A 25,312-nucleotide genomic window follows, 5' to 3' on the forward strand; every position below is an offset into this window, starting at 1 on the left:
AAGGCGTGGAAATGGTGATGCCAGGTGATAACATTCAGATGATTGTTACCCTGATTGCACCAATCGCGATGGACCAGGGTCTGCGCTTCGCAATCCGTGAAGGTGGCCGTACAGTAGGTGCTGGTGTTGTTGCTAAAGTTATTGCTTAATAGCTAATAATTAAGTACCTAACTCTAGAATAGGTTTGCATTCTGGCTTGTTTTAGAACAGACACCTGGTGTGCTACATTAGGTGTCTGTTAGTGAGTATTTTAATTGATATCCACCCTTCCTTAAATTCCATTCCCTGTATGAACTACACTGTTGGGTTATCTCTTCGTATTTTAAGTTTTTGATTTTGAGCACTTTTTCCTAGGGGAGTTATTTGGTTGCTCTATCAGGATAATATATACATCATTCATCTATAGAATACATCGGTGATAAGCCGTGATTTTTCCAAATAAACATTTGTCTTCAAACTTAGATAAGTCATATTTTCTTTTACATACAGGTAGTAATATCTAATCCATGCTTGTTCTGCCTCTGTTGGTATGCTCTAACGGCAAGAGGGGATACCACCGAAAAGGTTACGGTATAGCATGCTCGTTTTCGTACAACTAAATATGTGAATTCTATACCCCGTAATGTCTTAAGCGGGTTGCTCTGTCTAGCTATCAGTTCTGGAACAAATTGCTGATGTAGGAGATAGTTTTAGGATGGAATAAGTTTAAGAAAGCCACTGATAGAGATAAAAGCCTTCCTAGCCAAAGTGTTATAGACATGAGAGAACTACCTTTATTTGACAAAGTTAAAAGGATATTTGGGAGAACCTGAATCAGAAAATTAAAATGCGAATGATTATTGAAATGAGACTCATTATTATTTAATATGCTCTATAATGTGTACCAGAGAGTGTTATTTATGTATGTCTGCCTATGTAATGCGGTGAGTGACAAAACAATACGTAATGCGGTGCGTCAACATCATATTCACTCTATTAGAGAACTAAAACGTATTGTGCCTGTAGGCCGTGATTGTGGCAAATGCATACGCCAAGCCAGAGAGCTAATTAATGAGGAGATTGCACAGCTGCCCAAGATAGATAACGTTGCTTGATAAAAAAGAAGTAAGTTTACTACTACTCTGCTGAATAGGTACTACACTTTAAGTACTGGAAGCGGAGGAGTGAACTATGAAAGGCGATAAAAAAATGATTGCTCATTTGAACAAACTTCTTGGAAATGAGCTTGTTGCAATTAATCAGTATTTTCTGCATGCCCGGATGTTTAAAAACTGGGGCCTTACCCGCCTTAATGATAAGGAATATCATGAATCTATCGATGAAATGAAGCACGCCGATAGGTACATTGAACGTATCCTTTTTCTTGAAGGGATTCCTAATTTGCAGGATTTAGGAAAACTTAACATCGGAGAAGATATCGAAGAAATGCTCAAATCTGACTTGCAGCTCGAATTGCAAGGGGCTAAAGATTTGAAAGAAGCGATTGCTTATGCTGATTCGATTCATGATTATGTTAGCCGTGATTTGATGATCGATATCCTAGATGAAGAAGAAGAGCACATTGATTGGTTAGAAACTCAATTTGAATTAATTGAACGTATGGGGATTCAAAATTACACTCAAGCTCAGATTCTCGAAGGAGAGTAGTTATAATTACGGAAAAATGCCCTATCTGTTAAGTTAGGGCATCTTGTTTCATGTTCCTTTAATTTTACTCCGGACAGATCTTCATCTGTATCTTGCTTTGTCAATTGATTTGCGTATAATACGCGGTCTTACTTACGTGTAAGTCTGGTTTGTTAGCCAGTAAATGCGCAGCATTTTTTTGCTTCCATTTAAAATACTCCCGATATGGGGGTTATATATTGAACGATTACACTCTCCCATCAATCGAAATGGGCTCGAGGAGTAGTTATTTACGTTTATAAAATAGTTGGAGCTCTGGTCTCATGCAGAACCAAAGAATCCGTATTCGCCTGAAAGCATTTGATCATCGTTTGATCGATCAATCAACTGCGGAAATTGTCGAGACCGCTAAGCGTACTGGTGCGCAGGTTCGTGGTCCGATCCCGCTGCCGACTCGTAAAGAGCGTTTTACCGTTCTGATTTCTCCGCATGTTAATAAAGATGCGCGTGATCAGTACGAAATTCGCACTCATAAGCGTCTGGTTGACATCGTTGAGCCAACCGAGAAAACCGTTGATGCTCTGATGCGTCTGGATCTGGCTGCCGGTGTAGACGTGCAGATCAGCCTGGGTTAATCAGGTCATTGAACGATTGAGAGGTTGAAACAATGATTGGTTTAGTCGGTAAAAAAGTGGGTATGACTCGTATCTTCACTGAAGATGGAGTTTCAATCCCTGTAACTGTTATCGAAATTGAAGATAACCGTGTTACTCAGGTTAAAGATCTGGGTAGCGACGGTTATCGTGCAATTCAGGTCACTACTGGTAGCAAAAAAGCTAACCGTGTAAACAAACCTGAAGCAGGTCATTTCGCTAAAGCTGGCGTTGAAGCTGGCCGTATCCTGCGTGAATTCCGTCTGTCTGAAGACGAAGAATATGCTGTAGGTCAAAGCATTAGCGTTGAAATTTTCGCTGACGTTAAGAAAGTCGACGTTACTGGTACATCTAAAGGTAAAGGTTTTGCTGGTACTGTTAAGCGCTGGAACTTCCGTACCCAAGATGCTAGCCACGGTAACTCTTTGTCTCACCGTGTTCCGGGTTCTATCGGTCAGAACCAAACTCCGGGCAAGGTATTTAAAGGCAAGAAAATGGCAGGCCAACTGGGCAATGAGCGTGTAACTGTTCAAAGCTTGGATGTAGTACGTGTTGACGCTGAGCGCAACCTGCTGCTGGTCAAAGGTGCTGTTCCAGGTTCAACTGGTGGCAACCTGATCGTAAAACCGGCTGTCAAGGCGTAACGTCGAGGAGATAGGAATGGAATTGGTAATGAAAGACGCGCAAGGCGCGCTGACTGTTTCCGAAACTACCTTCGGGCGTGATTTCAATGAAGCGCTTGTGCATCAAGTAGTTGTTGCTTACGCAGCTGGTGCACGTCAAGGTACTCGTGCTCAGAAGACCCGTGCTGAAGTTTCTGGTTCAGGTAAAAAACCATGGCGTCAGAAAGGCACTGGCCGTGCACGCTCTGGTTCTATTAAGAGCCCAATTTGGCGCTCTGGTGGCGTAACTTTTGCAGCTAAGCCACAGGACCACAGTCAAAAAGTTAATAAGAAAATGTACCGTGGTGCTTTAAAAAGCATCCTGTCTGAATTGGTACGTCAAGATCGTTTGATCGTTGTCGAGAAGTTTTCTGTAGAAGCCCCTAAAACCAAGCTTCTGGTTCAGAAACTGAAAGAGATGGTTCTGGAAGATGTGCTGATTATCACTAATGAAGTTGATGAGAATTTGTTCTTAGCAGCTCGCAACCTGTACAAGGTTGATGTTCGTGATGTAGCTGGTATTGATCCAGTTAGCTTGATCGCCTTCGATAAAGTGGTTATGACTGCTGATGCTGTGAAGCAAGTTGAGGAGATGCTGGCATGATCCGTGAAGAACGTCTGCTGAAAGTACTGCGCGCACCGCATGTATCTGAAAAAGCTTCTACAGCGATGGAGAAAAGCAATACCATCGTTCTCAAAGTTGCGAAAGACGCGACTAAAGCAGAAATCAAAGCTGCTGTGCAGAAACTGTTTGAAGTCGAAGTTGAAGGTGTTAACACTTTGCTGGTAAAAGGCAAAACTAAACGCCACGGTCAGCGTATTGGTCGTCGTAGCGACTGGAAAAAAGCTTACGTCACACTGAAGGAAGGCCAGAATATGGACTTCATCGGTGGTGCAGAGTAAGTCGGAGGAGTAAAGAACAATGGCAATTGTTAAATGTAAACCTACGTCTCCGGGCCGTCGCCACGTTGTCAAAGTGGTTAACCCTGAGCTGCATAAGGGTAAACCTTATGCTCCATTGCTGGAAAAAAGCAGCAAAACCGGTGGTCGTAACAACAATGGCCGTATTACCACTCGTCACATTGGTGGTGGCCACAAGCAGCACTATCGTTTGATTGACTTTAAACGTAATAAAGATGGTATCCCTGCTGTAGTTGAGCGCTTGGAATATGATCCAAATCGTTCAGCAAATATCGCCTTGATTTTGTATAAAGATGGTGAACGTCGTTATATCCTTGCACCTAAGGGGCTGAAAGCTGGTGATCAGATCCAATCTGGTGCTGACGCAGCTATCAAAACTGGTAACGCATTGCCAATGCGCAATATCCCTGTTGGTTCTACCGTACATAACGTAGAAATGAAACCGGGTAAAGGTGGTCAGTTGGCTCGTTCCGCTGGTGCATACGTTCAGATCGTTGCCCGTGATGGTTCTTATGTAACTTTGCGTCTGCGTTCTGGTGAAATGCGTAAAGTTCTGTCTGACTGCCGCGCCACTTTAGGTGAGGTTGGTAATGCAGAACATATGCTACGCGTTCTGGGTAAAGCTGGTGCAAGTCGCTGGCGTGGTATTCGTCCTACCGTTCGTGGTACGGCGATGAACCCGGTAGATCACCCACATGGTGGTGGTGAAGGTCGTAACTTTGGTAAACATCCTGTAACTCCTTGGGGTGTTCAAACTAAAGGTAAGAAGACCCGTAGTAATAAACGTACTGATCAGTTCATCGTACGTCGCCGTACTAAAAAATAATTAGAGGATAAACCATGCCACGTTCTCTCAAGAAAGGTCCATTTATTGACCTGCACTTGCTGAAGAAGGTAGAGAAAGCGGTGGAAAGCGGAGACAAAAAGCCTATTAAGACTTGGTCCCGTCGTTCAACGATCTTTCCTAACATGATCGGTTTGACCATCGCTGTCCATAATGGTCGTCAGCATGTACCAGTTTTTGTTTCCGACGAAATGGTTGGTCATAAACTAGGTGAATTCGCGCCGACCCGTACTTATCGCGGCCATGCGGCCGATAAAAAGGCTAAAAAGCGCTAAGGTAGGAGGAAGAGATGGAAACTATCGCTAAACATCGCCACGCTCGTTCTTCTGCTCAGAAGGTTCGCCTTGTAGCTGACCTGATTCGCGGTAAGAAAGTGTCGCAAGCTCTGGAAACTCTGACCTATACCAATAAGAAAGCTGCTGGTTTAGTGAAGAAAGTACTTGAGTCTGCTATTGCTAATGCAGAACACAACGATGGTGCTGACATTGATGATCTGAAGGTCACGAAGATTTTCGTAGACGAAGGCCCGACCATGAAGCGTATTATGCCTCGTGCAAAAGGTCGTGCAGATCGCATCCTGAAGCGCAGCAGCCACATTACTGTGGTTGTGTCCGATCGCTGAGACTCTGGAGACTAGCAATGGGTCAGAAAGTACATCCTAATGGTATTCGCCTGGGTATTGTCAAACCTTGGAACTCTACTTGGTATGCGAATACTAAAGAATTCGCTGACAACCTAGACAGCGATTTTAAAGTTCGCCAGTACTTGAAGAAAGAACTGGCAAAAGCGTCTATTTCACGCATTGTTATTGAACGTCCTGCTAAAAGTATTCGTGTAACTATTCACACTGCTCGCCCAGGGATCGTAATCGGTAAGAAAGGTGAAGACGTAGAAAAACTGCGTAAAACTGTAGCGGAAATCGCTGGTGTTCCTGCGCAAATTAATATCTCTGAAGTACGTAAGCCTGAACTGGACGCGAAACTGGTTGCTGACAGTATTACTTCACAGCTGGAACGTCGTGTTATGTTCCGTCGTGCTATGAAGCGTGCAGTCCAGAATGCGATGCGTCTGGGCGCTAAAGGCATTAAAGTGGAAGTCAGTGGCCGTTTAGGCGGTGCTGAAATCGCGCGTACTGAATGGTATCGTGAAGGTCGTGTACCGTTGCACACATTGCGTGCAGATATCGACTACAACACTTCAGAAGCGCACACCACTTATGGTGTACTCGGTGTTAAGGTATGGATCTTTAAAGGTGAGATCTTGGGTGGTATGGCTGCTGTTGAACAGGCGGAAAAACCGGCTGCTCAACCTAAAAAGCAGCAGCGTAAAGGCCGCAAGTAAGGAGAGTCGCTGATGTTACAACCAAAGCGTACGAAATTCCGTAAAATGCACAAAGGCCGTAACCGTGGCCTGGCAGCAGGTGCGGATGTTAGCTTCGGCACTTTCGGTCTGAAAGCTGTGGGCCGTGGCCGTCTGACGGCACGTCAGATTGAAGCGGCACGTCGTGCTATGACCCGTGCAATTAAACGTCAAGGTAAAATCTGGATACGTGTATTCCCAGACAAACCTATCACTGAAAAGCCACTCGAAGTGCGTATGGGTAAAGGTAAAGGTAACGTAGAATATTGGGTTGCCTTGATCCAGCCTGGTAAAGTCCTTTATGAAATGGACGGTGTGCCTGAAGAGCTGGCTCGTGAAGCATTCAAGCTGGCAGCAGCGAAACTGCCTATCAAGACCACCTTTGTAACTAAGACGGTGATGTAATGAAAGCACAAGAGCTGCGCGAAAAAAGCGTTGAAGAGCTGAACACTGAGCTGCTGAATTTGCTGCGTGAACAATTTAACTTGCGCATGCAGGCTGCAAGTGGCCAGCTACAACAGTCTCATCTGTTGAAACAAGTGCGTCGTAATATCGCACGCGTTAAGACTTTATTGACTGAGAAGGCGGGTGGGTAATGACCGATAAAATCCGTACTCTGCAAGGTCGTGTTGTAAGCGACAAAATGGAGAAATCTATTGTTGTTGCTATTGAGCGTAAGGTGAAACATCCTCTATATGGTAAATTCATCAAACGTACGACTAAACTGCATGTACATGACGAGAACAATGAATGTGGCATCGGTGATGTGGTGGAAATCCGCGAAACTCGCCCACTGTCCAAAACTAAATCTTGGACTTTAGTTCGCGTTGTAGAGAAAGCGATTCTGTAAGCTGGCTCGAATAGAGTAAACGGCTCACGCGATGGGCCGTTTATTTTTTCTATCTATATCTGAGATGTGGTGTTATAATGCCGCGCCCTCATGATATGGGGTATCTGAACGGCCTCTTCATATTAAATTATAGTAGTGAAGTGGGCTCAGTAGTAGTTGACATTTAGCGGAGCACTAAAATGATCCAAGAACAGACTATGCTGAACGTGGCCGACAACTCCGGTGCACGTCGCGTAATGTGTATCAAGGTTCTGGGTGGCTCGCACCGTCGCTATGCACACGTCGGCGACATCATAAAAGTCACCATCAAGGAAGCAATTCCTCGTGGTAAAGTGAAAAAAGGTGATGTCCTGAAAGCGGTAGTGGTGCGCACCAGGAAGGGTGTTCGTCGCCCTGACGGTTCTGTCATTCGCTTCGATGGCAATGCTTGCGTGTTGTTAAACAACACAAGTGAGCAAGTTATCGGTACGCGTATTTTTGGGCCGGTAACTCGTGAACTTCGTAATGAAAAGTTCATGAAAATTATCTCCCTGGCACCAGAAGTACTCTAAGGAGCGGACAATGGCAGCGAAAATCCGTCGTGATGACGAAGTTATCGTGTTGACTGGAAAAGATAAAGGTAAGCGCGGTAAAGTAAAACAGGTTCTTTCTACTGGGAAAGTCCTTGTTGAAGGTATCAACTTGGTTAAAAAGCATCAGAAGCCTGTTCCGGCTCTGAACCAGCCAGGTGGCATCGTTGAAAAAGAAGCTGCAATCCAAGTTTCAAACGTTGCGATCTTCAATGCGGCAACCGGTAAGGCTGACCGTGTAGGTTTTAGATTTGAAGACGGAAAAAAAGTTCGTTTCTTTAAATCTAACAGCGAAACTATCAAGTAATTTGGAGTAATACGATGGCGAAACTGCATGATTACTACAAAGACGAGGTAGTCCAAAAACTGATGACTCAGTTTGGCTACAATTCTGTCATGCAAGTCCCTCGGGTCGAGAAGATCACCCTGAACATGGGTGTTGGTGAAGCAATTGCTGATAAGAAACTGCTGGATAATGCAGCAGCGGATCTGACAGCAATCTCTGGTCAAAAACCATTGATCACCAAAGCGCGCAAATCAGTTGCAGGCTTCAAAATCCGTCAGGGCTATCCAATCGGCTGTAAAGTGACCCTGCGTGGTGAACGTATGTGGGAGTTTCTTGAGCGCCTGATTTCTATTGCTGTACCTCGTATTCGTGACTTCCGTGGTTTATCTGCTAAGTCATTTGATGGTCGTGGCAATTACAGCATGGGTGTACGTGAGCAAATCATCTTCCCTGAAATCGATTACGATAAAGTGGATCGTGTTCGTGGTCTGGATATTACTATCACCACAACTGCGAAATCTGATGATGAAGGCCGCGCACTGTTGGCTGCTTTTAACTTCCCGTTCCGCAAGTAAGGCAGGGTATTCATGGCTAAGCAATCAATGAGAGCACGTGATGTAAAACGTGCGAAATTAGCTGAAAAATTCTTCACTAAACGTGTAGAATTGAAAGCTGTCATTTCTGATGTGAATGCATCTGATGAAGAGCGTTGGAATGCTGTTCTTAAGCTGCAAACACTGCCACGTGATTCCAGCCCTTCTCGTCAGCGTAACCGCTGCCGCCAAACTGGTCGTCCGCATGCGTTCTTGCGGAAGTTTGGGTTGAGCCGTATTAAAGTCCGTGAAGCCGCCATGCGCGGTGAAATTCCGGGCCTTAAAAAGGCTAGCTGGTAATTGTCACCAATTGAATCACGGGAGTAAAGACAGATGAGCATGCAAGATCCCATCGCGGATATGCTGACCCGTATCCGTAACGGTCAGGCCGCGAATAAAGTTGCGGTCACCATGCCTTCCTCCAAGCTGAAAGTGGCAATTGCCAAGGTGCTGAAGGAAGAAGGTTATATTGAAGATTATAAAATTGAAGGCGACACCAAGCCAGAGCTGGAATTAGTACTGAAATACTTCCAAGGCAAGGCTGTTGTAGAAAGTATTCAGCGTGTAAGCCGACCAAGTCTGCGCATCTATAAGAAAAAAGATGAGCTACCACAAGTTATGGCTGGTTTGGGTATCGCTGTTGTTTCTACCTCTAAAGGTGTAATGACTGATCGTGCAGCTCGCCAAGCTGGTCTTGGTGGCGAGATTCTCTGCTACGTAGCTTAATTCGGGAGGAAAGAATGTCTCGTGTTGCAAAAGCACCCGTCGTCATTCCTGCCGGCGTAGAGGTAAAACTCAACGGTCAGGTTATTTCGATTAAGGGTAAAAACGGCGAGCTGAGTCGTACAATCCACAGCGCAGTTGAGGTTAATCATGCAGATAACCAACTAACCTTCGCTCCACGCGATGGTTATGTTGATGGTTGGGCACAGGCGGGTACGACTCGTTCTTTGCTGAATGCCATGGTTATTGGTGTTACCGAAGGTTTCACTAAGAAGCTTCAACTGGTAGGTGTTGGTTATCGTGCAGCAGTCAAAGGCAATGTTGTTAACATGTCTCTGGGCTTCTCACATCCAGTTGACCACGAACTGCCAGTAGGCATTACTGCAGAATGTCCGTCACAAACTGAAATCGTACTGAGAGGTGCTGATAAGCAGGTAATCGGTCAGATTGCGGCAGAACTGCGTGCCTATCGTCGTCCTGAGCCTTATAAAGGTAAAGGTGTTCGTTACGCCGACGAAGTCGTGCGTATCAAAGAGGCTAAGAAGAAGTAAGGTAACACTATGGATAAGAAAGCAGCTCGTATCCGTCGTGCGACCCGCGCACGCCGCAAGCTCCAGGAACTGGGTGCAACTCGCCTGGTGGTACATCGTACCCCTCGCCATATTTATGCGCAGGTTATCGCACCAAACGGTTCTGAAACTTTGGTGGCAGCTTCTACTACAGAAAAAGCTATCAATGAGCAACTGAAATACACTGGAAATAAAGAAGCAGCAGCAGTAGTTGGTAAGGCAATTGCTGAACGCGCATTGGAAAAAGGTATTAAAGATGTATCTTTTGACCGCTCTGGTTTCCAATATCATGGTCGAGTCCAGGCACTGGCAGATGCTGCCCGTGAAGCTGGCCTTCAGTTCTAAGGTAGAGGTGTAAGATGGCTCACATCGAAAAACAAGCTGGCGAACTGCAGGAAAAGCTGATTGCGGTAAATCGCGTATCTAAAACCGTAAAAGGTGGCCGGATTTTCAGCTTTACCGCACTGACTGTTGTAGGTGATGGTAATGGTCGCGTTGGTTTTGGCTATGGCAAAGCACGCGAAGTTCCAGCAGCAATCCAGAAAGCGATGGAAAAAGCCCGTCGCAGTATGAAAACCGTCGCACTGAACAGCGGCACTTTGTATCACCCAGTAAAAGGTGCACACACTGGTTCCCGTGTGTTCATGCAGCCTGCTCACGAAGGTACTGGTATCATCGCAGGCGGTGCTATGCGTGCTGTTTTGGAGGTGGCTGGTGTTCGTAACGTACTGGCTAAAACCTATGGTTCCACCAACCCTATTAATGTGGTTCGTGCAACTCTGGATGCTTTAGACAGCATGAAGTCTCCAGAAATGGTCGCAGCTAAGCGTGGTAAATCCGTCGAAGAAATTCTGGGGTAATGGCCATGGCTAAGACTATTAAAGTAACACAGATTCGCAGTTCAATCGGCCGTCTGCCTAAACATAAGGCAACTTTGGTTGGTTTAGGTCTGCGCCGTATCGGTCATACAGTAGAGCGTGAAGATACTCCTGCTATACGTGGTATGATCAACTTGGTTTCCTATATGGTTAAAGTTGAGGAGTAACAGATGCGCTTAAATACTCTGTCTCCGGCTGATGGTTCCAAGCATGCGCCTAAACGTGTAGGTCGTGGTATTGGTTCTGGCCTGGGTAAAACCGGTGGCCGTGGTCACAAGGGTCAGAAGTCTCGTTCTGGTGGTGGCGTACGTCGCGGTTTTGAAGGTGGTCAGATGCCTTTGTACCGTCGTTTGCCAAAATTTGGCTTTACTTCACGCAAGGCGATGGTTACAGCAGAAGTTCGTTTGTCTGATTTTGCTGCCGTTGAAGGCGATATTATCGATCTGAATGCATTGAAAGCAGCTAACATTGTTGGCATTCAAATTGAGTTTGCGAAAGTTATTCTTTCTGGCGAAATCAATCGTGCAGTAACTGTGCGTGGCCTGCGTGTTACTAAGGGCGCTCGTGCTGCAATTGAAGCTGCTGGCGGTAAAATTGAGGAATAAGTAACAGATGGCTAAACAACCAGGATTAGATTTTCAAAGTGCTAAAGGTGGACTGGGCGAGCTGAAACGTAGGCTGTTGTTTGTTATCGGCGCGTTAATTGTTTTCCGTATTGGTTCTTTTATTCCTATTCCTGGTATTGATGCCACTGTGCTTGCCAAATTGCTCGAACAGCAAAGGGGCACCATCATTGAAATGTTTAATATGTTCTCTGGTGGTGCTTTAAGTCGTGCTTCTATCTTTGCACTGGGGATAATGCCGTATATTTCTGCGTCTATTATTATTCAGTTGTTGACGGTGGTTCATCCAACGTTGGCAGAGATTAAGAAGGAAGGGGAAGCTGGTCGTCGTAAGATTAGCCAGTATACTCGCTATGGTACTTTAGTGCTGGCTATATTCCAGTCAATCGGTATTGCTACTGGTTTGCCGAATATGCCAGGAATGCAAGGGCTGGTGATCAATCCAGGGTTTGCTTTCTACTTCACGGCTGTTGTGAGCCTAGTTACTGGGACTATGTTCCTAATGTGGTTGGGTGAGCAGATTACTGAGCGCGGTATTGGAAACGGTATCTCTATCATAATCTTTGCTGGTATTGTTGCGGGTTTGCCGCCGGCCATTGGCCATACCATTGAGCAAGCTCGGCAAGGCGATCTGCACTTCCTCCTGTTGCTGTTGGTTGCAGTGTTAGTATTTGCAGTAACTTTCTTCGTTGTTTTCATGGAGCGTGGTCAACGACGTATCGTTGTTAACTATGCAAAACGTCAACAGGGTCGCCGAGTTTATGCTGCACAGAGCACACATTTACCGTTGAAAGTGAATATGGCCGGGGTTATCCCTGCAATTTTTGCTTCCAGCATTATTCTGTTCCCTGGTACCATAGCTTCCTGGTTTGGGGGAGGAACCGGTTGGAACTGGCTGACTACTATTTCAATGTACTTGCAGCCTGGACAACCGCTTTATGTGTTACTCTACGCGTCTGCAATCATCTTCTTCTGTTTTTTCTATACCGCGTTGGTTTTCAACCCGAGAGAAACAGCAGATAACCTGAAGAAGTCCGGTGCATTTGTACCAGGAATTCGTCCGGGAGAGCAAACAGCCAAGTACATTGATAAAGTAATGACACGTCTAACTTTAGTTGGTGCGATGTATATTACTTTTATCTGCTTAATCCCGGAGTTCATGCGTGACGCGATGAAGGTGCCATTTTATTTTGGCGGTACTTCGCTACTTATTGTAGTTGTAGTCATCATGGACTTTATGGCTCAAGTGCAAACTCTAATGATGTCAAGTCAGTATGAGTCTGCATTGAAGAAGGCAAATCTTAAAGGTTATAACCGTTAATTGGTTTGCTTGAGAAGTTACGGAGAGTAAAAATGAAAGTTCGTGCTTCCGTCAAGAAATTATGTCGCAACTGTAAAATCGTTAAGCGTAACGGTATCGTTCGCGTGATTTGTAGTGCAGAGCCTAAGCATAAACAACGCCAAGGCTAATAATAATAGCATATTTTTCTTGCAAAGTCGGTTTGAGCTGGCTAAATTAGCCAGCCAATCTTTTTTATACCACAGCAACATTGTTTGAGTATCCTGAAAACGGGCTTTTCAGAATGGTGTTGCGGTAAATAAATAATTTAGGAGTGCATAGTGGCCCGTATAGCAGGCATTAACATTCCTGATCAGAAACATACCGTGATTGCTTTAACATCGATCTACGGAATTGGTAAAACTCGCTCCCAAGCCATTTGCGCTGCGGCGGGTATTGCTGAACATGTTAAGATCAGCGAGCTGTCTGAAGAGCAAATTGATAAGCTGCGTGACGAAGTTGCCAAATACGTTGTAGAAGGCGATTTGCGTCGTGAAGTAACCCTGAGCATCAAACGTCTGATGGATCTTGGTACTTATCGTGGTTTACGTCACCGTCGTGGTCTACCTGTTCGCGGCCAGCGTACTAAGACCAATGCACGTACCCGTAAGGGTCCACGTAAGCCGATCAAGAAATAATCGGGGTATTGTATAATGGCAAAAGCACCTATTCGTGCACGTAAGCGTGTAAGAAAGCAAGTCTCTGACGGTGTGGCTCATATCCATGCTTCTTTCAACAACACCATCGTGACCATTACTGACCGCCAGGGTAACGCCTTGGGTTGGGCAACTGCCGGTGGTTCTGGTTTCCGCGGTTCTCGTAAATCTACTCCGTTTGCAGCTCAGGTTGCAGCAGAGCGCTGTGCCGAAGCAGTGAAAGAATACGGAATTAAGAACCTGGAAGTTATGGTTAAAGGACCTGGTCCTGGCCGCGAGTCAACTATTCGAGCGTTAAATGCGGCAGGTTTCCGCATTACTAACATTACTGATGTGACTCCGATCCCTCATAACGGTTGTCGTCCACCTAAAAAACGTCGCGTTTAATAGCGTTTACTTTTTTAGGTTCGATTGGAGAAAGAAAATGGCAAGATATTTGGGTCCTAAGCTCAAGCTGAGCCGTCGCGAGGGTACAGATCTATTCCTGAAGTCTGGCGTTCGCGCGATTGACACCAAGTGTAAATTAGAACAAGCACCTGGGCAGCATGGCGCACGTAAACCGCGTCTGTCTGACTACGGTGTGCAGTTACGTGAGAAACAAAAAGTTCGTCGTATTTACGGTGTTCTAGAACGTCAATTCCGTAACTATTATAAAGAAGCAACTCGTCTGAAAGGCAACACAGGTGAAAACCTGCTGAGTTTGCTGGAAGGTCGTCTAGATAACGTTGTTTACCGTATGGGTTTCGGGGCGACTCGTGCTGAATCACGCCAAATGGTAAGCCATAAGGCTATCATGGTAAATGGCCGCGTTGTTAACATCGCTTCTTATCAGGTATCCCCGAATGACGTAGTCAGCGTTCGCGAAAAATCGAAAAAGCAGTCTCGTATCAAGGCGGCTTTAGAGCTGGCTGAGCAGCGTGAGAAACCAACTTGGTTGGAGGTTGATGCTGTGAAGATGGAAGGTGTGTTCAAACGTATTCCAGAACGTGCCGATCTGTCTGCTGACATCAACGAACACCTGATCGTCGAGCTTTACTCTAAGTAAAGCTTAGCACCAAAGAGAGGACACAATGCAGGGTTCTGTGACAGAGTTTCTAAAACCGCGCCTGGTTGATATCGAGCAAGTCAGTTCGACGCACGCCAAGGTGACCCTTGAGCCATTAGAGCGTGGCTTTGGCCATACTCTTGGTAACGCACTGCGCCGTATTCTGCTTTCGTCTATGCCGGGTTGTGCGGTGACTGAGGTTGAGATTGATGGTGTACTGCATGAGTACAGCACCAAAGAAGGTGTACAGGAAGATATCCTGGAGATTCTCCTCAACCTGAAAGGGCTGGCGGTAAGAGTTCAGGGAAAAGATGAAGTTATTCTTACCTTGAATAAGTCTGGCATTGGCCCTGTGACTGCAGCCGACATTATCCACGACGGAGATGTCGAAATCGTCAAGCCGCAACATGTAATCTGCCACCTGACTGACGAAACTGCTTCTATAAGCATGCGCATTAAAGTTCAGCGTGGTCGAGGTTATGTGCCGGCTTCTGCCCGGATTCATTCGGAAGAAGATGAGCGCCCTATTGGTCGTTTGTTAGTAGACGCTTGTTATAGCCCAGTAGAGCGTATTGCCTACAATGTTGAAGCAGCGCGTGTAGAACAACGTACCGATTTGGACAAGTTGGTTATCGAGATGGAAACTAACGGTACAATCGATCCTGAAGAGGCGATTCGCCGTGCAGCTACTATTTTGGCTGAACAGCTGGAAGCTTTTGTTGATTTACGTGATGTACGTCAGCCAGAAGTAAAAGAGGAGAAGCCAGAGTTTGATCCGATCCTGCTGCGCCCTGTTGACGATCTGGAATTGACTGTCCGCTCTGCTAACTGTCTTAAGGCAGAAGCTATCCACTACATCGGTGATTTGGTACAGCGTACCGAGGTTGAGTTACTTAAGACACCTAACCTGGGTAAAAAATCTCTTACAGAGATCAAAGACGTACTGGCTTCACGTGGCTTATCTCTGGGCATGCGCTTAGAAAACTGGCCACCAGCAAGTATTGCTGATGAATAACTAGATCACAGGTTAAGGTTTTACTGAGAAGGATAAGGTCATGCGCCATCGTAAGAGTGGTCGTCAATTGAACCGCAACAGCAGCCATCGCCAAGCTATGTTCCGCAACATGGCAGGTTCTTTGGTCCGTCATGAAATCATCAAGACGACTCTGCCTAAAGCGAAAGAACTGCGTCGCGTCGTTGAGCCGCTGATTACTCTTGCCAAGATCGACAGTGTAGCTAATCGTCGTCTGGCATTCGCCCGTACTCGTGATAACGAAATCGTGGCAAAACTGTTTAATGAGCTGGGCCCGCGTTTTGCGAGCCGCGCAGGTGGTTACACTCGTATTCTTAAGTGTGGCTTCCGTGCTGGTGACAATGCTCCGATGGCATACATCGAGCTTGTTGACCGTGCTACTGAGCCTCAAACAGAAGTTGCGACTGCGGAGTAATCTGTAGGGGCATATAAAAGAACCGGGTTTATCCCGGTTTTTTTACGCTTGCATATATAAATCTCTAACTTATTTTTTTCATCCTGCTATGCTGATATCTCAAACAATGTTATCTATTGTAGGAGATATAAAGATGTATCGTATTGGCCAACTGGCTAAATTAGCGAATGTAACTCCTGATACTGTGCGTTTCTATGAAAAACAAGGAATGATGGAACATCAGAACCGTACCGAAGGAGGGTATAGACTTTATACAGAGCAAGATCTACAGCGCCTTCGGTTTATACGCTACGCTAAGCAATTGGGGTTTACGTTGGAAGCTATTACAGAATTATTGTCTATTCGTGTAGATCCAGCTCATCATACTTGTGAAGAGTCAAAGCAAATTGTAGATTCTAGGTTAATGGAAGTGGAGGAAAAACTTCTTGAAATGCGAAAAATGCGTGATTCACTTAAGATGTTGAGTGATGCTTGCTGTGGTAGTTCTCATATAAGTACTTATTGTTCTATTCTTGAGACTTTAGAACAAGGTGCTTTGAATAAGAAATAAGTAATTTTTCTTTATTATTGAAAATTCAGGGAGTACAATTGCTATGTTTTCAGATAAATTAATATAATAGAGGCATATGATGATTACATATCACCATAATAAAGGTGTAATAAAGGATAATGCTTTAGAAGCTCTATTGAGTGATCCACTATTTAAACAACGAGTTGAAAAAAATAAAAAAGGAAAAGGAAGTTACCAGAGGAAAGAAAAACATAGCAAAGTAAGTAGCTGGGAGACCAGTGGTAAGGGGTCATTAGATTCTTTACTACTGGTCTTTTAGTTTAATAGGTCTATTTCCTACTTTTCAGTAACCTACGAATTTCTAATAATAATTTTGTTTCAGTAATTGGGGGGTATCTGATATAACTTCAATTTCCTTTTACTAAATTATCTGTTTATTAGTTTCATTGTGTAGAAAAATAACGAATGATGATACGGTGTTCTGTTAAAATCATATCGATGCTGATGTCAGCAGCTAAATTGGCAAAATTACCTTTCATAGTAAATTCATAAACTGATTTAAAAGCCTCATCACACTCTTCTAATTAAAACATACCGAGTTGTATTAGTTATTGTGTTCGAATTATATGACTGATACATAATGATTTCTTTGGCTTTTAAAGGAAAAAAGGGCTTGGCTGGAATAGTTTTTCTACTTCGGGGACAAATTTCTTATCTGTAATAAACATAATTACATGATCTCCTTGTTCGATCACACTGTAATCACTAGCAATAATGACTTCGTCACCGCGAGCTATTGCACCAATTGTAGTGCCTGGTGGCAATTTAATATCACCTACAGCTTGGCCAACAACCTTTGACGTATTTTCATCTCCATGAGCAATCGCTTCGATAGCTTCGGCTACTCCACGACGTAATGAGGAAACGCTTACAATATCTGCTTTGCGAACATGACTTAGCAGAGCGGAAATCGTCGCTTGTTGTGGGGAGATTGCAATATCAATGACACCACCTTGTACTAAATCAACATATGCACTACGTTGAATGAGAACCATCGCCTTTTTGGCACCCATGCGTTTGGCAAGCATTGCAGACATGATATTTGCCTCGTCATCGTTGGTTAGAGCAATAAATACATCTACTTGTTCTACATGTTCTTCAGCTAATAACTCTTGATCGGAGGCATCCCCATAGAAAACAATGGTGTCGTGTAATAATTCGGCTAGTTCTGTGGCTCTTTGCTGGTTTCGTTCAATTAATTTAACTCTGTAATCTTTTTCGAGACGTAGTGCAAGACCGGCACCTACATTACCACCACCTACAATCATAATACGCTTGTAGGGTTTTTCTAAACGTTGAAGCTCACTCATTACAGCACGAATATGTTGTGATGCAGCTACAAAGAAAACTTCGTCACCGGCTTCAATAATTGTAGAACCTTGTGGCCTTATTGGTCGATCCTGACGGAATATTGCTGCAACTCTGGTATTAATGTGTGGCATGTGCTCACGAAGTGAGGAAAGTGCATTTCCTACAAGTGAGCCTCCATAATAAGCTTTTACTGCAACAATACTTACTCGGCCTTCGGCAAAGTTAACGACTTGTAAGGCACCCGGATATTGAATTAGTTTATAAATATAATCTATGACAAGTTGTTCTGGTGAAATAAGATAATCAATAGGAATATCATTAGGTAGAAAAAGTTTATCTGCTTCACGAATATATTCTGCTGCGCGTATTCGCGCAACTTTATTTGGGGTGTTGAATAAGGAATAAGCAATTTGGCATGCAATCATATTAGTTTCGTCAGAATTAGTTACAGCAACTAACATATCAGCATCTTCAGCACCAGCTTCTCTTAATACTCTGGGGTAAGAACCATGACCATTGATTACTCTGAGATCGAATTTATCCTGTAGTTGGTGTAGACGGTTGGGATCAGTATCGACTATGGTGATATCGTTATTTTCACCTACTAGATTTTCAGCTAATGTACCGCCAACTTGGCCAGCACCAAGAATAATTATTTTCATAGTATTCTCTAACTTATTGCAAATAAATAATTATCTCTATAAATTGTAGAGATATATTACTGTTTAGTTAATCGAGCGTAGAAGAAACCATCACCACCATTTAACTCAGGTATTATTTGTTTTCCCAGACAATCATTTGTCTCTGTTCCCGCGAGTTTTGCATCTGAGTGGCGTTTTAAAAACGAGCTGATTTGCTGGCAATTTTCATCTGGTAGAATAGAACAGGTTGCATATACTAGTGTTCCGCTTTTCTTTAAGTATGGCCAGATTGCATCAAGAATCTCAGATTGTAATTGAACTAATTGAGCAATATCTTCCTCGCGGCGTAACCACTTGATATCAGGATGGCGACGGATTACTCCTGTTGCTGAACATGGTGCATCCAAAAGAATACGGTCGAATTGCTGGTTCTCTGCCCAATGTTCAGGGTGGCGTCCATCACCGGTTTTTACTGTAGCGTGGCAATTAAGGCGTTGGAGATTTTCTTTTACTCGTTTGATTCTTTGCTCATCAATATCTACCGCTACTACTTGAGATTCTGGTGCTATTTCGAGGATATGTGTTGTTTTCCCTCCTGGTGCTGCACAAAGATCGAGAATTTTCTCTCCATTAATGGGTTTTAGTAACTCGACACATTCTTGTGCGGATACATCTTGGACAGTGACCCAACCTTTGCCAAATCCAGGTAATATTGTTACAGGGCAAGGGGAAATTATGCGGATAGCAGAAGGTAATTCGATAGCTGGTTCCGCATCAATTCCGGCTTTATGAAGAAGAGAAAGATATTCATTTCGACTATGGTATATTCGATTAACTCTCAACCACATAGGTGGTTTATTATTGTTATTTTCAATAAGTTGCTGCCATTGTTGCGGATAGGCTTTTTGGATTTTAGCTAATAACCATTTAGGATGTAAGTGATTGCTGGGACTGTTTTGTGAACGCTCCATTAATTGCAGTTGCTGCCTCTGAAACTGGCGAAGGACACCATTAATCAATCCTTTTAGCTGAGGATATTTCAGAGTTACGGCTCCGTTTACTGTTTCAGCAAGTGCGGCATGGGCTGGAATACGAGTATAGGCAAGTTGGTATATCCCAACCATAAGCAGGTAATGAAGAATACGTTGTTTACCTTTTAATGGTTTTGCCATTAGTTGACCTATTATCCACTCTAGCTGTGGTAATACGCGTAACACTCCGAAAGATAATTCCTGTAACAAGGGTTTGTCTTTATCAGTTATATTTTGTTGCAGTTTGGGTAAGACTGTACTGAGAGACTGTCCTTGATCCAGAACTTGATTGATTGCTTTCGCAGTGATACTTCGCAGATTATATGTGTTTTTCATAGTTAAAAAAGCTGACAAAAGCCAGCATTAAGAGAAAGTTTGTAGGAAAGCTTACAGCATAAAATAGTATTCAACTGATTTTATTGCCTGGAGTAAACCATTCACGTTTAGAATTAAGTAGATTTGCTGTTGACATTGCTTTTTTACCTGCAGGTTGTAATTGTGTAATGTTCAGAATTCCATCAGCAGTAGCAATATAAATACCGTCTTTGTCTGCTTTTAATACAGTTCCTGGCTCTACCGAAGTTTGTTCTTCAATGGCTTCTGCTTTCCAAACTTTAATAGGCTGTCCTTCCATCTCGAAAAAGCTCATGGGCCAGGGATTAAATGCGCGAATACAACGTTCAAGGTGAGTTGCAGATAGTTCCCAATTTATACGGGCTTCTTCTTTGCTTAGTTTTTCAGCGTAGGTAACCAAATTTTCGTTTTGAGTTTCAGGTTGACTTTTACCTGATGTTATTAATGATAATGTTTTGAGTAACGCATCTGGCCCAATATTGGCCAGTTTTTCGTATAAACTGGCACTGGTGTCCTCAGGTGTAATAGGGCAGCTTGCTTTATATAGCATGTTGCCAGTATCAAGACCTATATCCATTTGCATTATCGTTACGCCTGTTTCTGTATCACCAGCCCAGAGTGAGCGTTGAATGGGTGCTGCACCTCGCCAACGTGGTAGTAGGGAGCCATGTACGTTTAGGCAACCTAATTCTGGAATATTTAAAACAGTCTTGGGAAGGATCAATCCATAGGCAACAACGATGAGGACATCAGGTTGTTGTTTTAGAATCCATTGTTGGTTTTCTTCTGAGCGTAAAGTAGCTGGCTGAAAAACGGTGATGTTACGTTCTTCTGCCAGTACCTTTACAGGACTGGGTGTCAGTTTTTTACCTCTTCCTGCCGGTCTATCTGGTTGAGTTAGAACGCCAACCACCTGATGCTGAGACATTAACAAAGCCTCTAGATGGCGTGCTGCAAAATCAGGTGTTCCGGCAAAAACAATACGTAAAGAATCAGACACGTTTATTTCCTGTATTAATATAATTTACTTGGTTCGGGTTTTTTGTTTATCTAGTTTTTCTACTTTCTGGCGTATACGTTGGCGTTTCAGTGGAGATAAGTAATCCACAAAAAGTTTACCAATTAAATGGTCCATCTCGTGCTGAATACAAATTGCTAGTAAGCCATCAGCTTGTAATTCAAATGGTTGGCCATTGTAATCTAGAGCTTTGATTTTGACTTTTTCGGCTCGTGGCACCAGTGCCCGTTGTTCAGGAATAGACAAACAGCCCTCTTCGATCCCAGTTTCACCACTTTTTTCCAGTAATTCTGGGTTGATCAGAACGAGACGCTCATTACGTGTTTCTGATACGTCAATAACAACAATACGCTGATGAATATCAACTTGGGTTGCTGCCAAACCAATACCTTCTTCTGCATACATAGTTTCAAACATATCATCAATGATACGTCGAATCTCTGCATCAACTGTTTCAACAGGCGTTGCAATGGTGCGAAGCCGCTCGTCTGGGTAATGTAATACTTGTAATACTGACATATATGTTTAGATCTGCGTCCAAAATGTTAATGGTATTCTATGTCTATTCTAGACATTTCCCGTTTAGATTGACAGTATCGATTGCTAATTGAGCAGTTTAGTTTTATCCGTCAATCTTAGCTAGGATGACAACATGGAAGCTATGGAAGTATGGTTGCGAATGAAGATGATTTCTCATTTGGCAACAGAGAGAGCAGCAAATGTTGCAGAAAAATTATTACATTCCGGGAATCGTTATCTTACTGTGCTGAAAGATAGTGGATTATCGCCAGAACAATGTCTGCAATTTACTAAAGTAAATAAAACCTTACTAGCTTCATGCCTTAAGTGGCTGGAACAGCCAGAGCACCATTTATTGACATATTCTCACCCTTCGTATCCACCTCTATTAAAGCAGATACATACCCCTCCGCTTGTGCTTTTTGTGTCAGGAAAACCAGATATCCTTTTAAAGAAGCAGGTGGCGATGGTAGGGAGCAGGACAGCAAGCTATTATGGTGAGAAATGGGGAGGAATTTTTGCAAGTGAATTGGTTGGATATGAGTTAGTTATTGCTAGTGGTTTAGCTATCGGTATTGATGGTATTTGTCACCGAGCTGCATTGAATAGTGGAGGTAAAACAGTAGCTGTATTAGGTAGTGGGCTTGGTCAGATTTATCCTTATAGACACGGATCATTAGCAAAGCAAATCGAGGAGAATGGTGCTCTTGTTTCGGAGTTTTTTCCGGATACTCCTCCACGCGCAAAAAACTTTCCTAAAAGAAATCGGATTATCAGTGGATTAAGCTCAGCAGTGATTGTTGTAGAAGCAAGCCAAAATAGTGGCTCGTTAATTACTGCTCGCTGTGCCCTTGAACAAGGAAGAGATGTATTTGCATTACCAGGGCTTTTGGGGAGTTCAGTGAGCGAAGGGAATCACTGGTTAATAAAACAAGGTGCATACTTAGCTACAAATGCAATGGATATTGTGGAACATGTTTACAGTTCATTACAATGGTTGAATATGGAAAGAACGGAGGAAGAAGTAAAACCGCAGTTTGAGCAAACTGAGTTGCCATTTACGGATGTGCTAGTTAACGTAGGCGCTGAAATAACACCTGTTGATATTATTGCTCAGCGTTCTTCATTACCTATAACTGAGGTCATGACAAAGCTCCTTGAGCTGGAATTACTGGGTAAGGTGACTGTGGTTGCTGGTGGTTATGTGCGAGTGAGTTAAATTAACTGAATTTTCAGAGTCCTGTTCAACATTATATGAGAATGAGTTTTTGAGTGAAAATAGTATGGCAAAAATGGTTCCTTTCTCCACTAATGAAACTGAATATTGCCCTGAATGTGGTTCTGTGTTGGTTATGCGTAATGGTATCCATGGCCTATTTCTTGGATGTTCTGGTTATCCATCATGTCAATATATTTGTCCATTAAAAGGTCAAAGTGATGGACATGTGGTAAAAGAACTTGAAGGGCAGCTATGTCCCGCGTGTGGAGTCAATTTGATTTTGTGCCAAGGACGTTATGGAATGTTCATTGGCTGTAGTCGTTATCCTGAATGCGAACATACAGAACTAATTGATAAACCGGATGAGACGTTAATAGCCTGTCCACAATGCAAACAAGGACAACTACTCCAAAGGAAATCACGTTTCGGAAAAATTTTCCATGCGTGTAACCGTTACCCTAATTGCCAGTTTGTATTAAATAATAAGCCAATTGCGGGTAAATGTGATTTTTGTTCTTATTCGTTGCTGGTAGAAAAACGTACATCGCAAGGTGTAAAGTTATTTTGTGCCAGTAAGTTGTGTGGAAAACAGCAAATAAATTAAGCAGAGTAATAAAATGAGCAATGAAGCATCACCTGCATTTGGGAATGTGTTAACTGCATTAAAAGCAGAAAAAGTGATTGCCTATCCGACTGAAGCTGTTTTTGGACTTGGATGTGATCCTGATAGTGAAAAAGCAGTAAATGAACTGCTTATATTAAAGAAACGTCCTTGGCAGAAAGGGTTGATTCTTATCGCAGATAATTATGAACAATTACAACCATATCTTGATGATAAATTGCTAACAGAAGAACAAAAAAAAGCTATGTTTGCTTGTTGGCCAGGGCCTGTAACCTGGGTGATCCCTGCTAAATTCAGAACATTTAAGTGGTTGACTGGGCAATTCACTACCTTGGCTGTCAGAGTTAGTGATCATCCTTTGGTGAAACAGTTATGTACTTTTTATGGGAAACCGTTGGTGTCGACCAGTGCAAATTTGAATGGCCTTGAACCATGCAGAACAGCAGAAGAAGTTAGACAACAGTTTGGAGATAAGCTTCCTATATTAAACGGAGATGTTGGAGGTCGGAAAAATCCTTCAGAAATTCGGGATGCTTTAACTGGTGAGCTTTATCGTCAGGGGTAGGGGGAGATAAATATGGATCAATTTGCTGTCTTTGGTAATCCTGTTGCGCATAGTAAATCTCCGCGTATCCATCGGTTATTTGCTGGACAGACAGGTATTGAGCATCGTTATGGGAAAATTCTGGTGCCGATAAGTAAATTTCAAGAGGCATTGGATATATTTCTTAAACAGGGAGGTATAGGAGCCAATATCACTGTGCCATTTAAAGAGCAGGCCTTTGTTCGGGCAAATGAGTTGACTGAACGGGCAAGACTTAGCGGTGCAGTTAATACTTTGAAATTACTGGATAATAATCAATTTCTTGGTGATAATACGGATGGTATAGGGTTATTAACAGATTTGATACGACTTGAGTTTATTACCCAAGGGCAACATATTTTAATCATTGGAGCTGGTGGCGCTGCCAGAGGTGTTTTATTTCCATTATTAGAATTTGGTTGTGAAATTACAATTACAAACCGTACGTTTAGTCGCGCTATCCAGGTTGCTAATGATTTTTCGTCAATAGGCAATGTTCGGCCTGTTGAGATGAAAACACTTAATAGTCCTGAGTTTGATCTTATTATCAATGCAACTGCATCTGGTATTCATTGTGAGATTCCTACTATCTCTCCATTCATATTTAATGAAAATTGTGTCTGTTATGATATGTTTTACCAGGCTAATTTGACGCCCTTTATTTCCTTTGCCAAGAAACATGGTGTTTCTCGTTATGCTGATGGGCTAGGGATGTTAGTGGGGCAAGCTGCCTATTCATTCGAATTATGGCATGGTGTATTGCCAGAAATTGCGTCTGTACTGTTAACATTGGAACAGGAGTTACGTTCGTGAATCAATCTATCCAATTTCCTGATAGAGAAGAGTGGAGCGAGCAAGAGCAGATAGTCATTTTTCCCGCACTGGTAAATGGATTATTGGTTCAATGTGTTATAAGTGCAAAGGAGCTTTTATACCGTTACGGGACGGAAGATCATCATCCACTAAGTCTTTTTCGACAAAATCGTTGGGATATAGAAGAGGAATTCGAATTAGTAATTAATAACGAGGATGATGATCATTTGGGACGTTACATATTATCTTCCTGCAAATAATTATTTTTCAAGCTAACGTAATGGCTTGCTGAATAACATAGCCCTTTTAATTCTTCAGGTTTTAGTTTTCTGACCTGGCGGGCAGGGATGCCAATATAAAGATACCCACTTTCTAATATCTTGCCTGGGGCTACTAGGCTGCCTGCACCAAGAATAACGTTATCTTTAATCACTGAACCATCAAGTAGAATGGAGCCCATACCGATGAGTACTTGATTACCGATAGTGCAGCCATGAAGTATAACTTTATGCCCGATAGTGACATCATTCCCCACAATTAAAGGAAAACCATCAGGATTGTCTGTTGTTTTGTGTGTCACATGTAATATAGAGCCATCTTGAATGTTAGTACGTGCACCAATAGATACATAATTAACGTCCCCACGGATGACAACTAAAGGCCATATACTGACATCATCAGCAAGTCTAACATCACCAATGATTACACTAGATGAATCTAGCATAACGTTCTGACCAACTTTGGGCTGAATATCAAGGTAACTGCGTAACGTTTCGGACATGTATAACCTCTGATGAAAAAATGGAGATTTACTTTAAATAAGATTTTAGTGAGGAAAATACCAGTATGCAATGAAAGAAACTTGCTGAATTGGGCTATGTCGGTTGAAATTTTATTCAAAAAGAACAAGGATTCGCCTGTTGGTGATAAATGTGAAAAAAAGTATTGTATAAAAATCTGAGCTCCCTATAATGCGCCACCACTGA

At 43.1% G+C, this 25,312-nt stretch carries 43 protein-coding genes; 38 read left to right on the forward strand and 5 right to left on the reverse strand.

What is annotated here, in order from left to right; translation table 11 throughout:
* The 33 genes from KZ793_RS21110 to KZ793_RS21270 all read left to right on the forward strand — a co-directional run.
* Positions 1-149: EF-Tu C-terminal domain-related protein (locus KZ793_RS21110; protein ID WP_450091402.1), on the forward strand; the 149-nt coding region annotated here is incomplete at its 5' end.
* A 750-nt stretch (positions 150-899) separates the two neighbouring features.
* Positions 900-1,094, forward strand: a complete 195-nt coding sequence (bfd, locus tag KZ793_RS21115) for a bacterioferritin-associated ferredoxin (protein ID WP_046393852.1) — start codon at positions 900-902, stop codon at positions 1,092-1,094.
* 76 nt (positions 1,095-1,170) lie between these two features.
* A complete protein-coding gene (gene bfr / locus KZ793_RS21120) occupies positions 1,171-1,647 on the forward strand; it encodes a bacterioferritin (RefSeq protein WP_118987759.1) in 477 nt (158 codons plus the stop codon).
* Positions 1,648-1,949: 302 nt separating this feature from the next.
* Positions 1,950-2,261 (forward strand): 30S ribosomal protein S10, encoded by a 312-nt coding sequence (gene rpsJ, locus KZ793_RS21125; protein WP_001181005.1) that lies wholly within the window; start codon positions 1,950-1,952, stop codon positions 2,259-2,261.
* A 32-nt stretch (positions 2,262-2,293) separates the two neighbouring features.
* Positions 2,294-2,923 carry a 50S ribosomal protein L3 gene (gene rplC / locus KZ793_RS21130; RefSeq protein ID WP_225817105.1) on the forward strand — a complete coding sequence of 210 codons (630 nt, stop codon included), beginning with the start codon at positions 2,294-2,296 and terminating at the stop codon, positions 2,921-2,923.
* A gap of 16 nt (positions 2,924-2,939) precedes the next feature.
* Positions 2,940-3,545, forward strand: a complete 606-nt coding sequence (gene rplD / locus KZ793_RS21135; RefSeq protein WP_225817106.1) for a 50S ribosomal protein L4 — start codon at positions 2,940-2,942, stop codon at positions 3,543-3,545.
* Positions 3,542-3,844, forward strand: coding sequence for a 50S ribosomal protein L23 (rplW, locus tag KZ793_RS21140; RefSeq protein ID WP_021322796.1), 303 nt, complete (start codon positions 3,542-3,544; stop codon positions 3,842-3,844). The genes rplD and rplW overlap by 4 nt, the downstream gene beginning before the upstream one ends.
* Before the next feature lie 19 nt (positions 3,845-3,863).
* Entirely contained in the window at positions 3,864-4,688 is an 825-nt protein-coding gene (gene rplB / locus KZ793_RS21145) for a 50S ribosomal protein L2 (RefSeq protein ID WP_225817107.1), read from the forward strand.
* Between the two features lie 14 nt (positions 4,689-4,702).
* A complete protein-coding gene (gene rpsS, locus KZ793_RS21150; RefSeq protein ID WP_011148791.1) occupies positions 4,703-4,981 on the forward strand; it encodes a 30S ribosomal protein S19 in 279 nt (92 codons plus the stop codon).
* Positions 4,982-4,995: 14 nt separating this feature from the next.
* Positions 4,996-5,328, forward strand: coding sequence for a 50S ribosomal protein L22 (gene rplV, locus KZ793_RS21155; protein WP_011148790.1), 333 nt, complete (start codon positions 4,996-4,998; stop codon positions 5,326-5,328).
* Between the two features lie 17 nt (positions 5,329-5,345).
* A complete protein-coding gene (rpsC, locus tag KZ793_RS21160; RefSeq protein WP_112879442.1) occupies positions 5,346-6,047 on the forward strand; it encodes a 30S ribosomal protein S3 in 702 nt (233 codons plus the stop codon).
* Between the two features lie 12 nt (positions 6,048-6,059).
* A complete protein-coding gene (gene rplP / locus KZ793_RS21165) occupies positions 6,060-6,470 on the forward strand; it encodes a 50S ribosomal protein L16 (RefSeq protein ID WP_011148788.1) in 411 nt (136 codons plus the stop codon).
* Positions 6,470-6,661 carry a 50S ribosomal protein L29 gene (rpmC, locus tag KZ793_RS21170; protein ID WP_225817108.1) on the forward strand — a complete coding sequence of 64 codons (192 nt, stop codon included), beginning with the start codon at positions 6,470-6,472 and terminating at the stop codon, positions 6,659-6,661. Before rplP ends, rpmC begins: the two co-directional genes overlap by 1 nt.
* Entirely contained in the window at positions 6,661-6,915 is a 255-nt protein-coding gene (gene rpsQ / locus KZ793_RS21175; RefSeq protein ID WP_011148786.1) for a 30S ribosomal protein S17, read from the forward strand. Before rpmC ends, rpsQ begins: the two co-directional genes overlap by 1 nt.
* Positions 6,916-7,094: 179 nt before the next feature.
* A complete protein-coding gene (rplN, locus tag KZ793_RS21180) occupies positions 7,095-7,466 on the forward strand; it encodes a 50S ribosomal protein L14 (protein ID WP_011148785.1) in 372 nt (123 codons plus the stop codon).
* 10 nt (positions 7,467-7,476) lie between these two features.
* Positions 7,477-7,791 carry a 50S ribosomal protein L24 gene (gene rplX / locus KZ793_RS21185; RefSeq protein WP_118987764.1) on the forward strand — a complete coding sequence of 105 codons (315 nt, stop codon included), beginning with the start codon at positions 7,477-7,479 and terminating at the stop codon, positions 7,789-7,791.
* Between the two features lie 14 nt (positions 7,792-7,805).
* Complete coding sequence (rplE, locus tag KZ793_RS21190) at positions 7,806-8,345, forward strand: 50S ribosomal protein L5 (RefSeq protein ID WP_225817109.1); 540 nt, start codon at positions 7,806-7,808, stop codon at positions 8,343-8,345.
* A 12-nt stretch (positions 8,346-8,357) separates the two neighbouring features.
* Positions 8,358-8,663 carry a 30S ribosomal protein S14 gene (gene rpsN / locus KZ793_RS21195; protein WP_225817110.1) on the forward strand — a complete coding sequence of 102 codons (306 nt, stop codon included), beginning with the start codon at positions 8,358-8,360 and terminating at the stop codon, positions 8,661-8,663.
* A gap of 33 nt (positions 8,664-8,696) precedes the next feature.
* On the forward strand, positions 8,697-9,089 hold the full coding sequence (gene rpsH, locus KZ793_RS21200) for a 30S ribosomal protein S8 (protein ID WP_011148781.1): 393 nt from the start codon (positions 8,697-8,699) through the stop codon (positions 9,087-9,089).
* Positions 9,090-9,103: 14 nt separating this feature from the next.
* A complete protein-coding gene (gene rplF / locus KZ793_RS21205) occupies positions 9,104-9,637 on the forward strand; it encodes a 50S ribosomal protein L6 (RefSeq protein WP_225817111.1) in 534 nt (177 codons plus the stop codon).
* Positions 9,638-9,646: 9 nt separating this feature from the next.
* On the forward strand, positions 9,647-10,000 hold the full coding sequence (gene rplR / locus KZ793_RS21210) for a 50S ribosomal protein L18 (RefSeq protein ID WP_046974408.1): 354 nt from the start codon (positions 9,647-9,649) through the stop codon (positions 9,998-10,000).
* 14 nt (positions 10,001-10,014) lie between these two features.
* Positions 10,015-10,515 carry a 30S ribosomal protein S5 gene (rpsE, locus tag KZ793_RS21215; protein WP_118987768.1) on the forward strand — a complete coding sequence of 167 codons (501 nt, stop codon included), beginning with the start codon at positions 10,015-10,017 and terminating at the stop codon, positions 10,513-10,515.
* A gap of 5 nt (positions 10,516-10,520) precedes the next feature.
* Positions 10,521-10,700 carry a 50S ribosomal protein L30 gene (gene rpmD / locus KZ793_RS21220; RefSeq protein WP_011148777.1) on the forward strand — a complete coding sequence of 60 codons (180 nt, stop codon included), beginning with the start codon at positions 10,521-10,523 and terminating at the stop codon, positions 10,698-10,700.
* 3 nt (positions 10,701-10,703) lie between these two features.
* On the forward strand, positions 10,704-11,138 hold the full coding sequence (rplO, locus tag KZ793_RS21225) for a 50S ribosomal protein L15 (protein ID WP_118987769.1): 435 nt from the start codon (positions 10,704-10,706) through the stop codon (positions 11,136-11,138).
* A 7-nt stretch (positions 11,139-11,145) separates the two neighbouring features.
* Positions 11,146-12,477 carry a preprotein translocase subunit SecY gene (secY, locus tag KZ793_RS21230; protein ID WP_011148775.1) on the forward strand — a complete coding sequence of 444 codons (1,332 nt, stop codon included), beginning with the start codon at positions 11,146-11,148 and terminating at the stop codon, positions 12,475-12,477.
* A gap of 32 nt (positions 12,478-12,509) precedes the next feature.
* The gene (rpmJ, locus tag KZ793_RS21235) at positions 12,510-12,626 is read left to right on the forward strand and encodes a 50S ribosomal protein L36 (RefSeq protein WP_012768118.1); all 117 of its coding nucleotides are present in this window, start codon (positions 12,510-12,512) and stop codon (positions 12,624-12,626) included.
* A gap of 150 nt (positions 12,627-12,776) precedes the next feature.
* Positions 12,777-13,133: a 30S ribosomal protein S13 gene (gene rpsM / locus KZ793_RS21240; protein ID WP_011148774.1), complete on the forward strand. Its 357-nt coding sequence runs from the start codon at positions 12,777-12,779 to the stop codon at positions 13,131-13,133.
* Between the two features lie 15 nt (positions 13,134-13,148).
* Entirely contained in the window at positions 13,149-13,538 is a 390-nt protein-coding gene (gene rpsK / locus KZ793_RS21245) for a 30S ribosomal protein S11 (RefSeq protein ID WP_002919257.1), read from the forward strand.
* 37 nt (positions 13,539-13,575) lie between these two features.
* On the forward strand, positions 13,576-14,196 hold the full coding sequence (rpsD, locus tag KZ793_RS21250; protein ID WP_011148773.1) for a 30S ribosomal protein S4: 621 nt from the start codon (positions 13,576-13,578) through the stop codon (positions 14,194-14,196).
* 25 nt (positions 14,197-14,221) lie between these two features.
* Positions 14,222-15,211, forward strand: a complete 990-nt coding sequence (locus KZ793_RS21255; RefSeq protein WP_011148772.1) for a DNA-directed RNA polymerase subunit alpha — start codon at positions 14,222-14,224, stop codon at positions 15,209-15,211.
* A 40-nt stretch (positions 15,212-15,251) separates the two neighbouring features.
* Positions 15,252-15,644, forward strand: a complete 393-nt coding sequence (gene rplQ, locus KZ793_RS21260; protein ID WP_011148771.1) for a 50S ribosomal protein L17 — start codon at positions 15,252-15,254, stop codon at positions 15,642-15,644.
* Positions 15,645-15,777: 133 nt separating this feature from the next.
* Positions 15,778-16,194: a Zn(2+)-responsive transcriptional regulator gene (zntR, locus tag KZ793_RS21265; protein WP_118987771.1), complete on the forward strand. Its 417-nt coding sequence runs from the start codon at positions 15,778-15,780 to the stop codon at positions 16,192-16,194.
* Positions 16,195-16,273: 79 nt separating this feature from the next.
* Positions 16,274-16,474 carry an alternative ribosome-rescue factor A gene (locus KZ793_RS21270; protein ID WP_118987772.1) on the forward strand — a complete coding sequence of 67 codons (201 nt, stop codon included), beginning with the start codon at positions 16,274-16,276 and terminating at the stop codon, positions 16,472-16,474.
* Between the two features lie 337 nt (positions 16,475-16,811).
* Here the strand turns inward: KZ793_RS21270 and trkA are convergent, their stop codons facing one another.
* The 4 genes from trkA to def all read right to left on the reverse strand — a co-directional run bounded on the left by trkA (position 16,812) and on the right by def (position 21,089).
* Positions 16,812-18,188, reverse strand: a complete 1,377-nt coding sequence (gene trkA / locus KZ793_RS21275; protein WP_118987773.1) for a Trk system potassium transporter TrkA — start codon at positions 18,186-18,188, stop codon at positions 16,812-16,814.
* Positions 18,189-18,244: 56 nt separating this feature from the next.
* Entirely contained in the window at positions 18,245-19,534 is a 1,290-nt protein-coding gene (gene rsmB, locus KZ793_RS21280) for a 16S rRNA (cytosine(967)-C(5))-methyltransferase RsmB (RefSeq protein ID WP_225817112.1), read from the reverse strand.
* 70 nt (positions 19,535-19,604) lie between these two features.
* Positions 19,605-20,552: a methionyl-tRNA formyltransferase gene (gene fmt, locus KZ793_RS21285; RefSeq protein WP_225817113.1), complete on the reverse strand. Its 948-nt coding sequence runs from the start codon at positions 20,550-20,552 to the stop codon at positions 19,605-19,607.
* A 24-nt stretch (positions 20,553-20,576) separates the two neighbouring features.
* The gene (gene def, locus KZ793_RS21290) at positions 20,577-21,089 is read right to left on the reverse strand and encodes a peptide deformylase (protein WP_225817114.1); all 513 of its coding nucleotides are present in this window, start codon (positions 21,087-21,089) and stop codon (positions 20,577-20,579) included.
* Between the two features lie 133 nt (positions 21,090-21,222).
* Between def and dprA the strand changes: the two genes are divergently transcribed.
* The 5 genes from dprA to KZ793_RS21315 all read left to right on the forward strand — a co-directional run bounded on the left by dprA (position 21,223) and on the right by KZ793_RS21315 (position 24,586).
* Entirely contained in the window at positions 21,223-22,308 is a 1,086-nt protein-coding gene (gene dprA / locus KZ793_RS21295) for a DNA-protecting protein DprA (RefSeq protein ID WP_225817115.1), read from the forward strand.
* 64 nt (positions 22,309-22,372) lie between these two features.
* Complete coding sequence (locus KZ793_RS21300; RefSeq protein WP_225817120.1) at positions 22,373-22,912, forward strand: topoisomerase DNA-binding C4 zinc finger domain-containing protein; 540 nt, start codon at positions 22,373-22,375, stop codon at positions 22,910-22,912.
* Between the two features lie 13 nt (positions 22,913-22,925).
* On the forward strand, positions 22,926-23,495 hold the full coding sequence (gene tsaC, locus KZ793_RS21305) for an L-threonylcarbamoyladenylate synthase type 1 TsaC (RefSeq protein WP_225817116.1): 570 nt from the start codon (positions 22,926-22,928) through the stop codon (positions 23,493-23,495).
* Positions 23,496-23,507: 12 nt separating this feature from the next.
* Complete coding sequence (gene aroE / locus KZ793_RS21310; RefSeq protein WP_225817117.1) at positions 23,508-24,326, forward strand: shikimate dehydrogenase; 819 nt, start codon at positions 23,508-23,510, stop codon at positions 24,324-24,326.
* A complete protein-coding gene (locus KZ793_RS21315; RefSeq protein WP_225817118.1) occupies positions 24,323-24,586 on the forward strand; it encodes a DUF1488 family protein in 264 nt (87 codons plus the stop codon). Before aroE ends, KZ793_RS21315 begins: the two co-directional genes overlap by 4 nt.
* Here the strand turns inward: KZ793_RS21315 and KZ793_RS21320 are convergent.
* Complete coding sequence (locus KZ793_RS21320) at positions 24,562-25,107, reverse strand: gamma carbonic anhydrase family protein (RefSeq protein WP_225817119.1); 546 nt, start codon at positions 25,105-25,107, stop codon at positions 24,562-24,564. The two genes, KZ793_RS21315 and KZ793_RS21320, sit on opposite strands and share 25 nt — an antisense overlap.
* Positions 25,108-25,312: the final 205 nt, after the last annotated feature.

Source organism: Photorhabdus antumapuensis, assembly GCF_020387775.1.
Taxonomy (GTDB): Bacteria; Pseudomonadota; Gammaproteobacteria; order Enterobacterales; family Enterobacteriaceae; genus Photorhabdus; species Photorhabdus antumapuensis.

Bases quoted from the DNA above. Each gene is read 5' to 3' on its own strand.
- bfd (WP_046393852.1), top strand. From the start codon at position 900: ATGTATGTCTGCCTATGTAATGCGGTGAGTGACAAAACAATACGTAAT.
- bfr (WP_118987759.1), top strand. From the start codon at position 1,171: ATGAAAGGCGATAAAAAAATGATTGCTCATTTGAACAAACTTCTTGGA.
- rpsJ (WP_001181005.1), top strand. From the start codon at position 1,950: ATGCAGAACCAAAGAATCCGTATTCGCCTGAAAGCATTTGATCATCGT.
- rplC (WP_225817105.1), top strand. From the start codon at position 2,294: ATGATTGGTTTAGTCGGTAAAAAAGTGGGTATGACTCGTATCTTCACT.
- rplD (WP_225817106.1), top strand. From the start codon at position 2,940: ATGGAATTGGTAATGAAAGACGCGCAAGGCGCGCTGACTGTTTCCGAA.
- rplW (WP_021322796.1), top strand. From the start codon at position 3,542: ATGATCCGTGAAGAACGTCTGCTGAAAGTACTGCGCGCACCGCATGTA.
- rplB (WP_225817107.1), top strand. From the start codon at position 3,864: ATGGCAATTGTTAAATGTAAACCTACGTCTCCGGGCCGTCGCCACGTT.
- rpsS (WP_011148791.1), top strand. From the start codon at position 4,703: ATGCCACGTTCTCTCAAGAAAGGTCCATTTATTGACCTGCACTTGCTG.
- rplV (WP_011148790.1), top strand. From the start codon at position 4,996: ATGGAAACTATCGCTAAACATCGCCACGCTCGTTCTTCTGCTCAGAAG.
- rpsC (WP_112879442.1), top strand. From the start codon at position 5,346: ATGGGTCAGAAAGTACATCCTAATGGTATTCGCCTGGGTATTGTCAAA.
- rplP (WP_011148788.1), top strand. From the start codon at position 6,060: ATGTTACAACCAAAGCGTACGAAATTCCGTAAAATGCACAAAGGCCGT.
- rpmC (WP_225817108.1), top strand. From the start codon at position 6,470: ATGAAAGCACAAGAGCTGCGCGAAAAAAGCGTTGAAGAGCTGAACACT.
- rpsQ (WP_011148786.1), top strand. From the start codon at position 6,661: ATGACCGATAAAATCCGTACTCTGCAAGGTCGTGTTGTAAGCGACAAA.
- rplN (WP_011148785.1), top strand. From the start codon at position 7,095: ATGATCCAAGAACAGACTATGCTGAACGTGGCCGACAACTCCGGTGCA.
- rplX (WP_118987764.1), top strand. From the start codon at position 7,477: ATGGCAGCGAAAATCCGTCGTGATGACGAAGTTATCGTGTTGACTGGA.
- rplE (WP_225817109.1), top strand. From the start codon at position 7,806: ATGGCGAAACTGCATGATTACTACAAAGACGAGGTAGTCCAAAAACTG.
- rpsN (WP_225817110.1), top strand. From the start codon at position 8,358: ATGGCTAAGCAATCAATGAGAGCACGTGATGTAAAACGTGCGAAATTA.
- rpsH (WP_011148781.1), top strand. From the start codon at position 8,697: ATGAGCATGCAAGATCCCATCGCGGATATGCTGACCCGTATCCGTAAC.
- rplF (WP_225817111.1), top strand. From the start codon at position 9,104: ATGTCTCGTGTTGCAAAAGCACCCGTCGTCATTCCTGCCGGCGTAGAG.
- rplR (WP_046974408.1), top strand. From the start codon at position 9,647: ATGGATAAGAAAGCAGCTCGTATCCGTCGTGCGACCCGCGCACGCCGC.
- rpsE (WP_118987768.1), top strand. From the start codon at position 10,015: ATGGCTCACATCGAAAAACAAGCTGGCGAACTGCAGGAAAAGCTGATT.
- rpmD (WP_011148777.1), top strand. From the start codon at position 10,521: ATGGCTAAGACTATTAAAGTAACACAGATTCGCAGTTCAATCGGCCGT.
- rplO (WP_118987769.1), top strand. From the start codon at position 10,704: ATGCGCTTAAATACTCTGTCTCCGGCTGATGGTTCCAAGCATGCGCCT.
- secY (WP_011148775.1), top strand. From the start codon at position 11,146: ATGGCTAAACAACCAGGATTAGATTTTCAAAGTGCTAAAGGTGGACTG.
- rpmJ (WP_012768118.1), top strand. From the start codon at position 12,510: ATGAAAGTTCGTGCTTCCGTCAAGAAATTATGTCGCAACTGTAAAATC.
- rpsK (WP_002919257.1), top strand. From the start codon at position 13,149: ATGGCAAAAGCACCTATTCGTGCACGTAAGCGTGTAAGAAAGCAAGTC.
- rpsD (WP_011148773.1), top strand. From the start codon at position 13,576: ATGGCAAGATATTTGGGTCCTAAGCTCAAGCTGAGCCGTCGCGAGGGT.
- KZ793_RS21255 (WP_011148772.1), top strand. From the start codon at position 14,222: ATGCAGGGTTCTGTGACAGAGTTTCTAAAACCGCGCCTGGTTGATATC.
- rplQ (WP_011148771.1), top strand. From the start codon at position 15,252: ATGCGCCATCGTAAGAGTGGTCGTCAATTGAACCGCAACAGCAGCCAT.
- zntR (WP_118987771.1), top strand. From the start codon at position 15,778: ATGTATCGTATTGGCCAACTGGCTAAATTAGCGAATGTAACTCCTGAT.
- KZ793_RS21270 (WP_118987772.1), top strand. From the start codon at position 16,274: ATGATTACATATCACCATAATAAAGGTGTAATAAAGGATAATGCTTTA.
- trkA (WP_118987773.1), bottom strand. From the start codon at position 18,188: ATGAAAATAATTATTCTTGGTGCTGGCCAAGTTGGCGGTACATTAGCT.
- rsmB (WP_225817112.1), bottom strand. From the start codon at position 19,534: ATGAAAAACACATATAATCTGCGAAGTATCACTGCGAAAGCAATCAAT.
- def (WP_225817114.1), bottom strand. From the start codon at position 21,089: ATGTCAGTATTACAAGTATTACATTACCCAGACGAGCGGCTTCGCACC.
- dprA (WP_225817115.1), top strand. From the start codon at position 21,223: ATGGAAGCTATGGAAGTATGGTTGCGAATGAAGATGATTTCTCATTTG.
- KZ793_RS21300 (WP_225817120.1), top strand. From the start codon at position 22,373: ATGGCAAAAATGGTTCCTTTCTCCACTAATGAAACTGAATATTGCCCT.
- tsaC (WP_225817116.1), top strand. From the start codon at position 22,926: ATGAGCAATGAAGCATCACCTGCATTTGGGAATGTGTTAACTGCATTA.
- aroE (WP_225817117.1), top strand. From the start codon at position 23,508: ATGGATCAATTTGCTGTCTTTGGTAATCCTGTTGCGCATAGTAAATCT.
- KZ793_RS21320 (WP_225817119.1), bottom strand. From the start codon at position 25,107: ATGTCCGAAACGTTACGCAGTTACCTTGATATTCAGCCCAAAGTTGGT.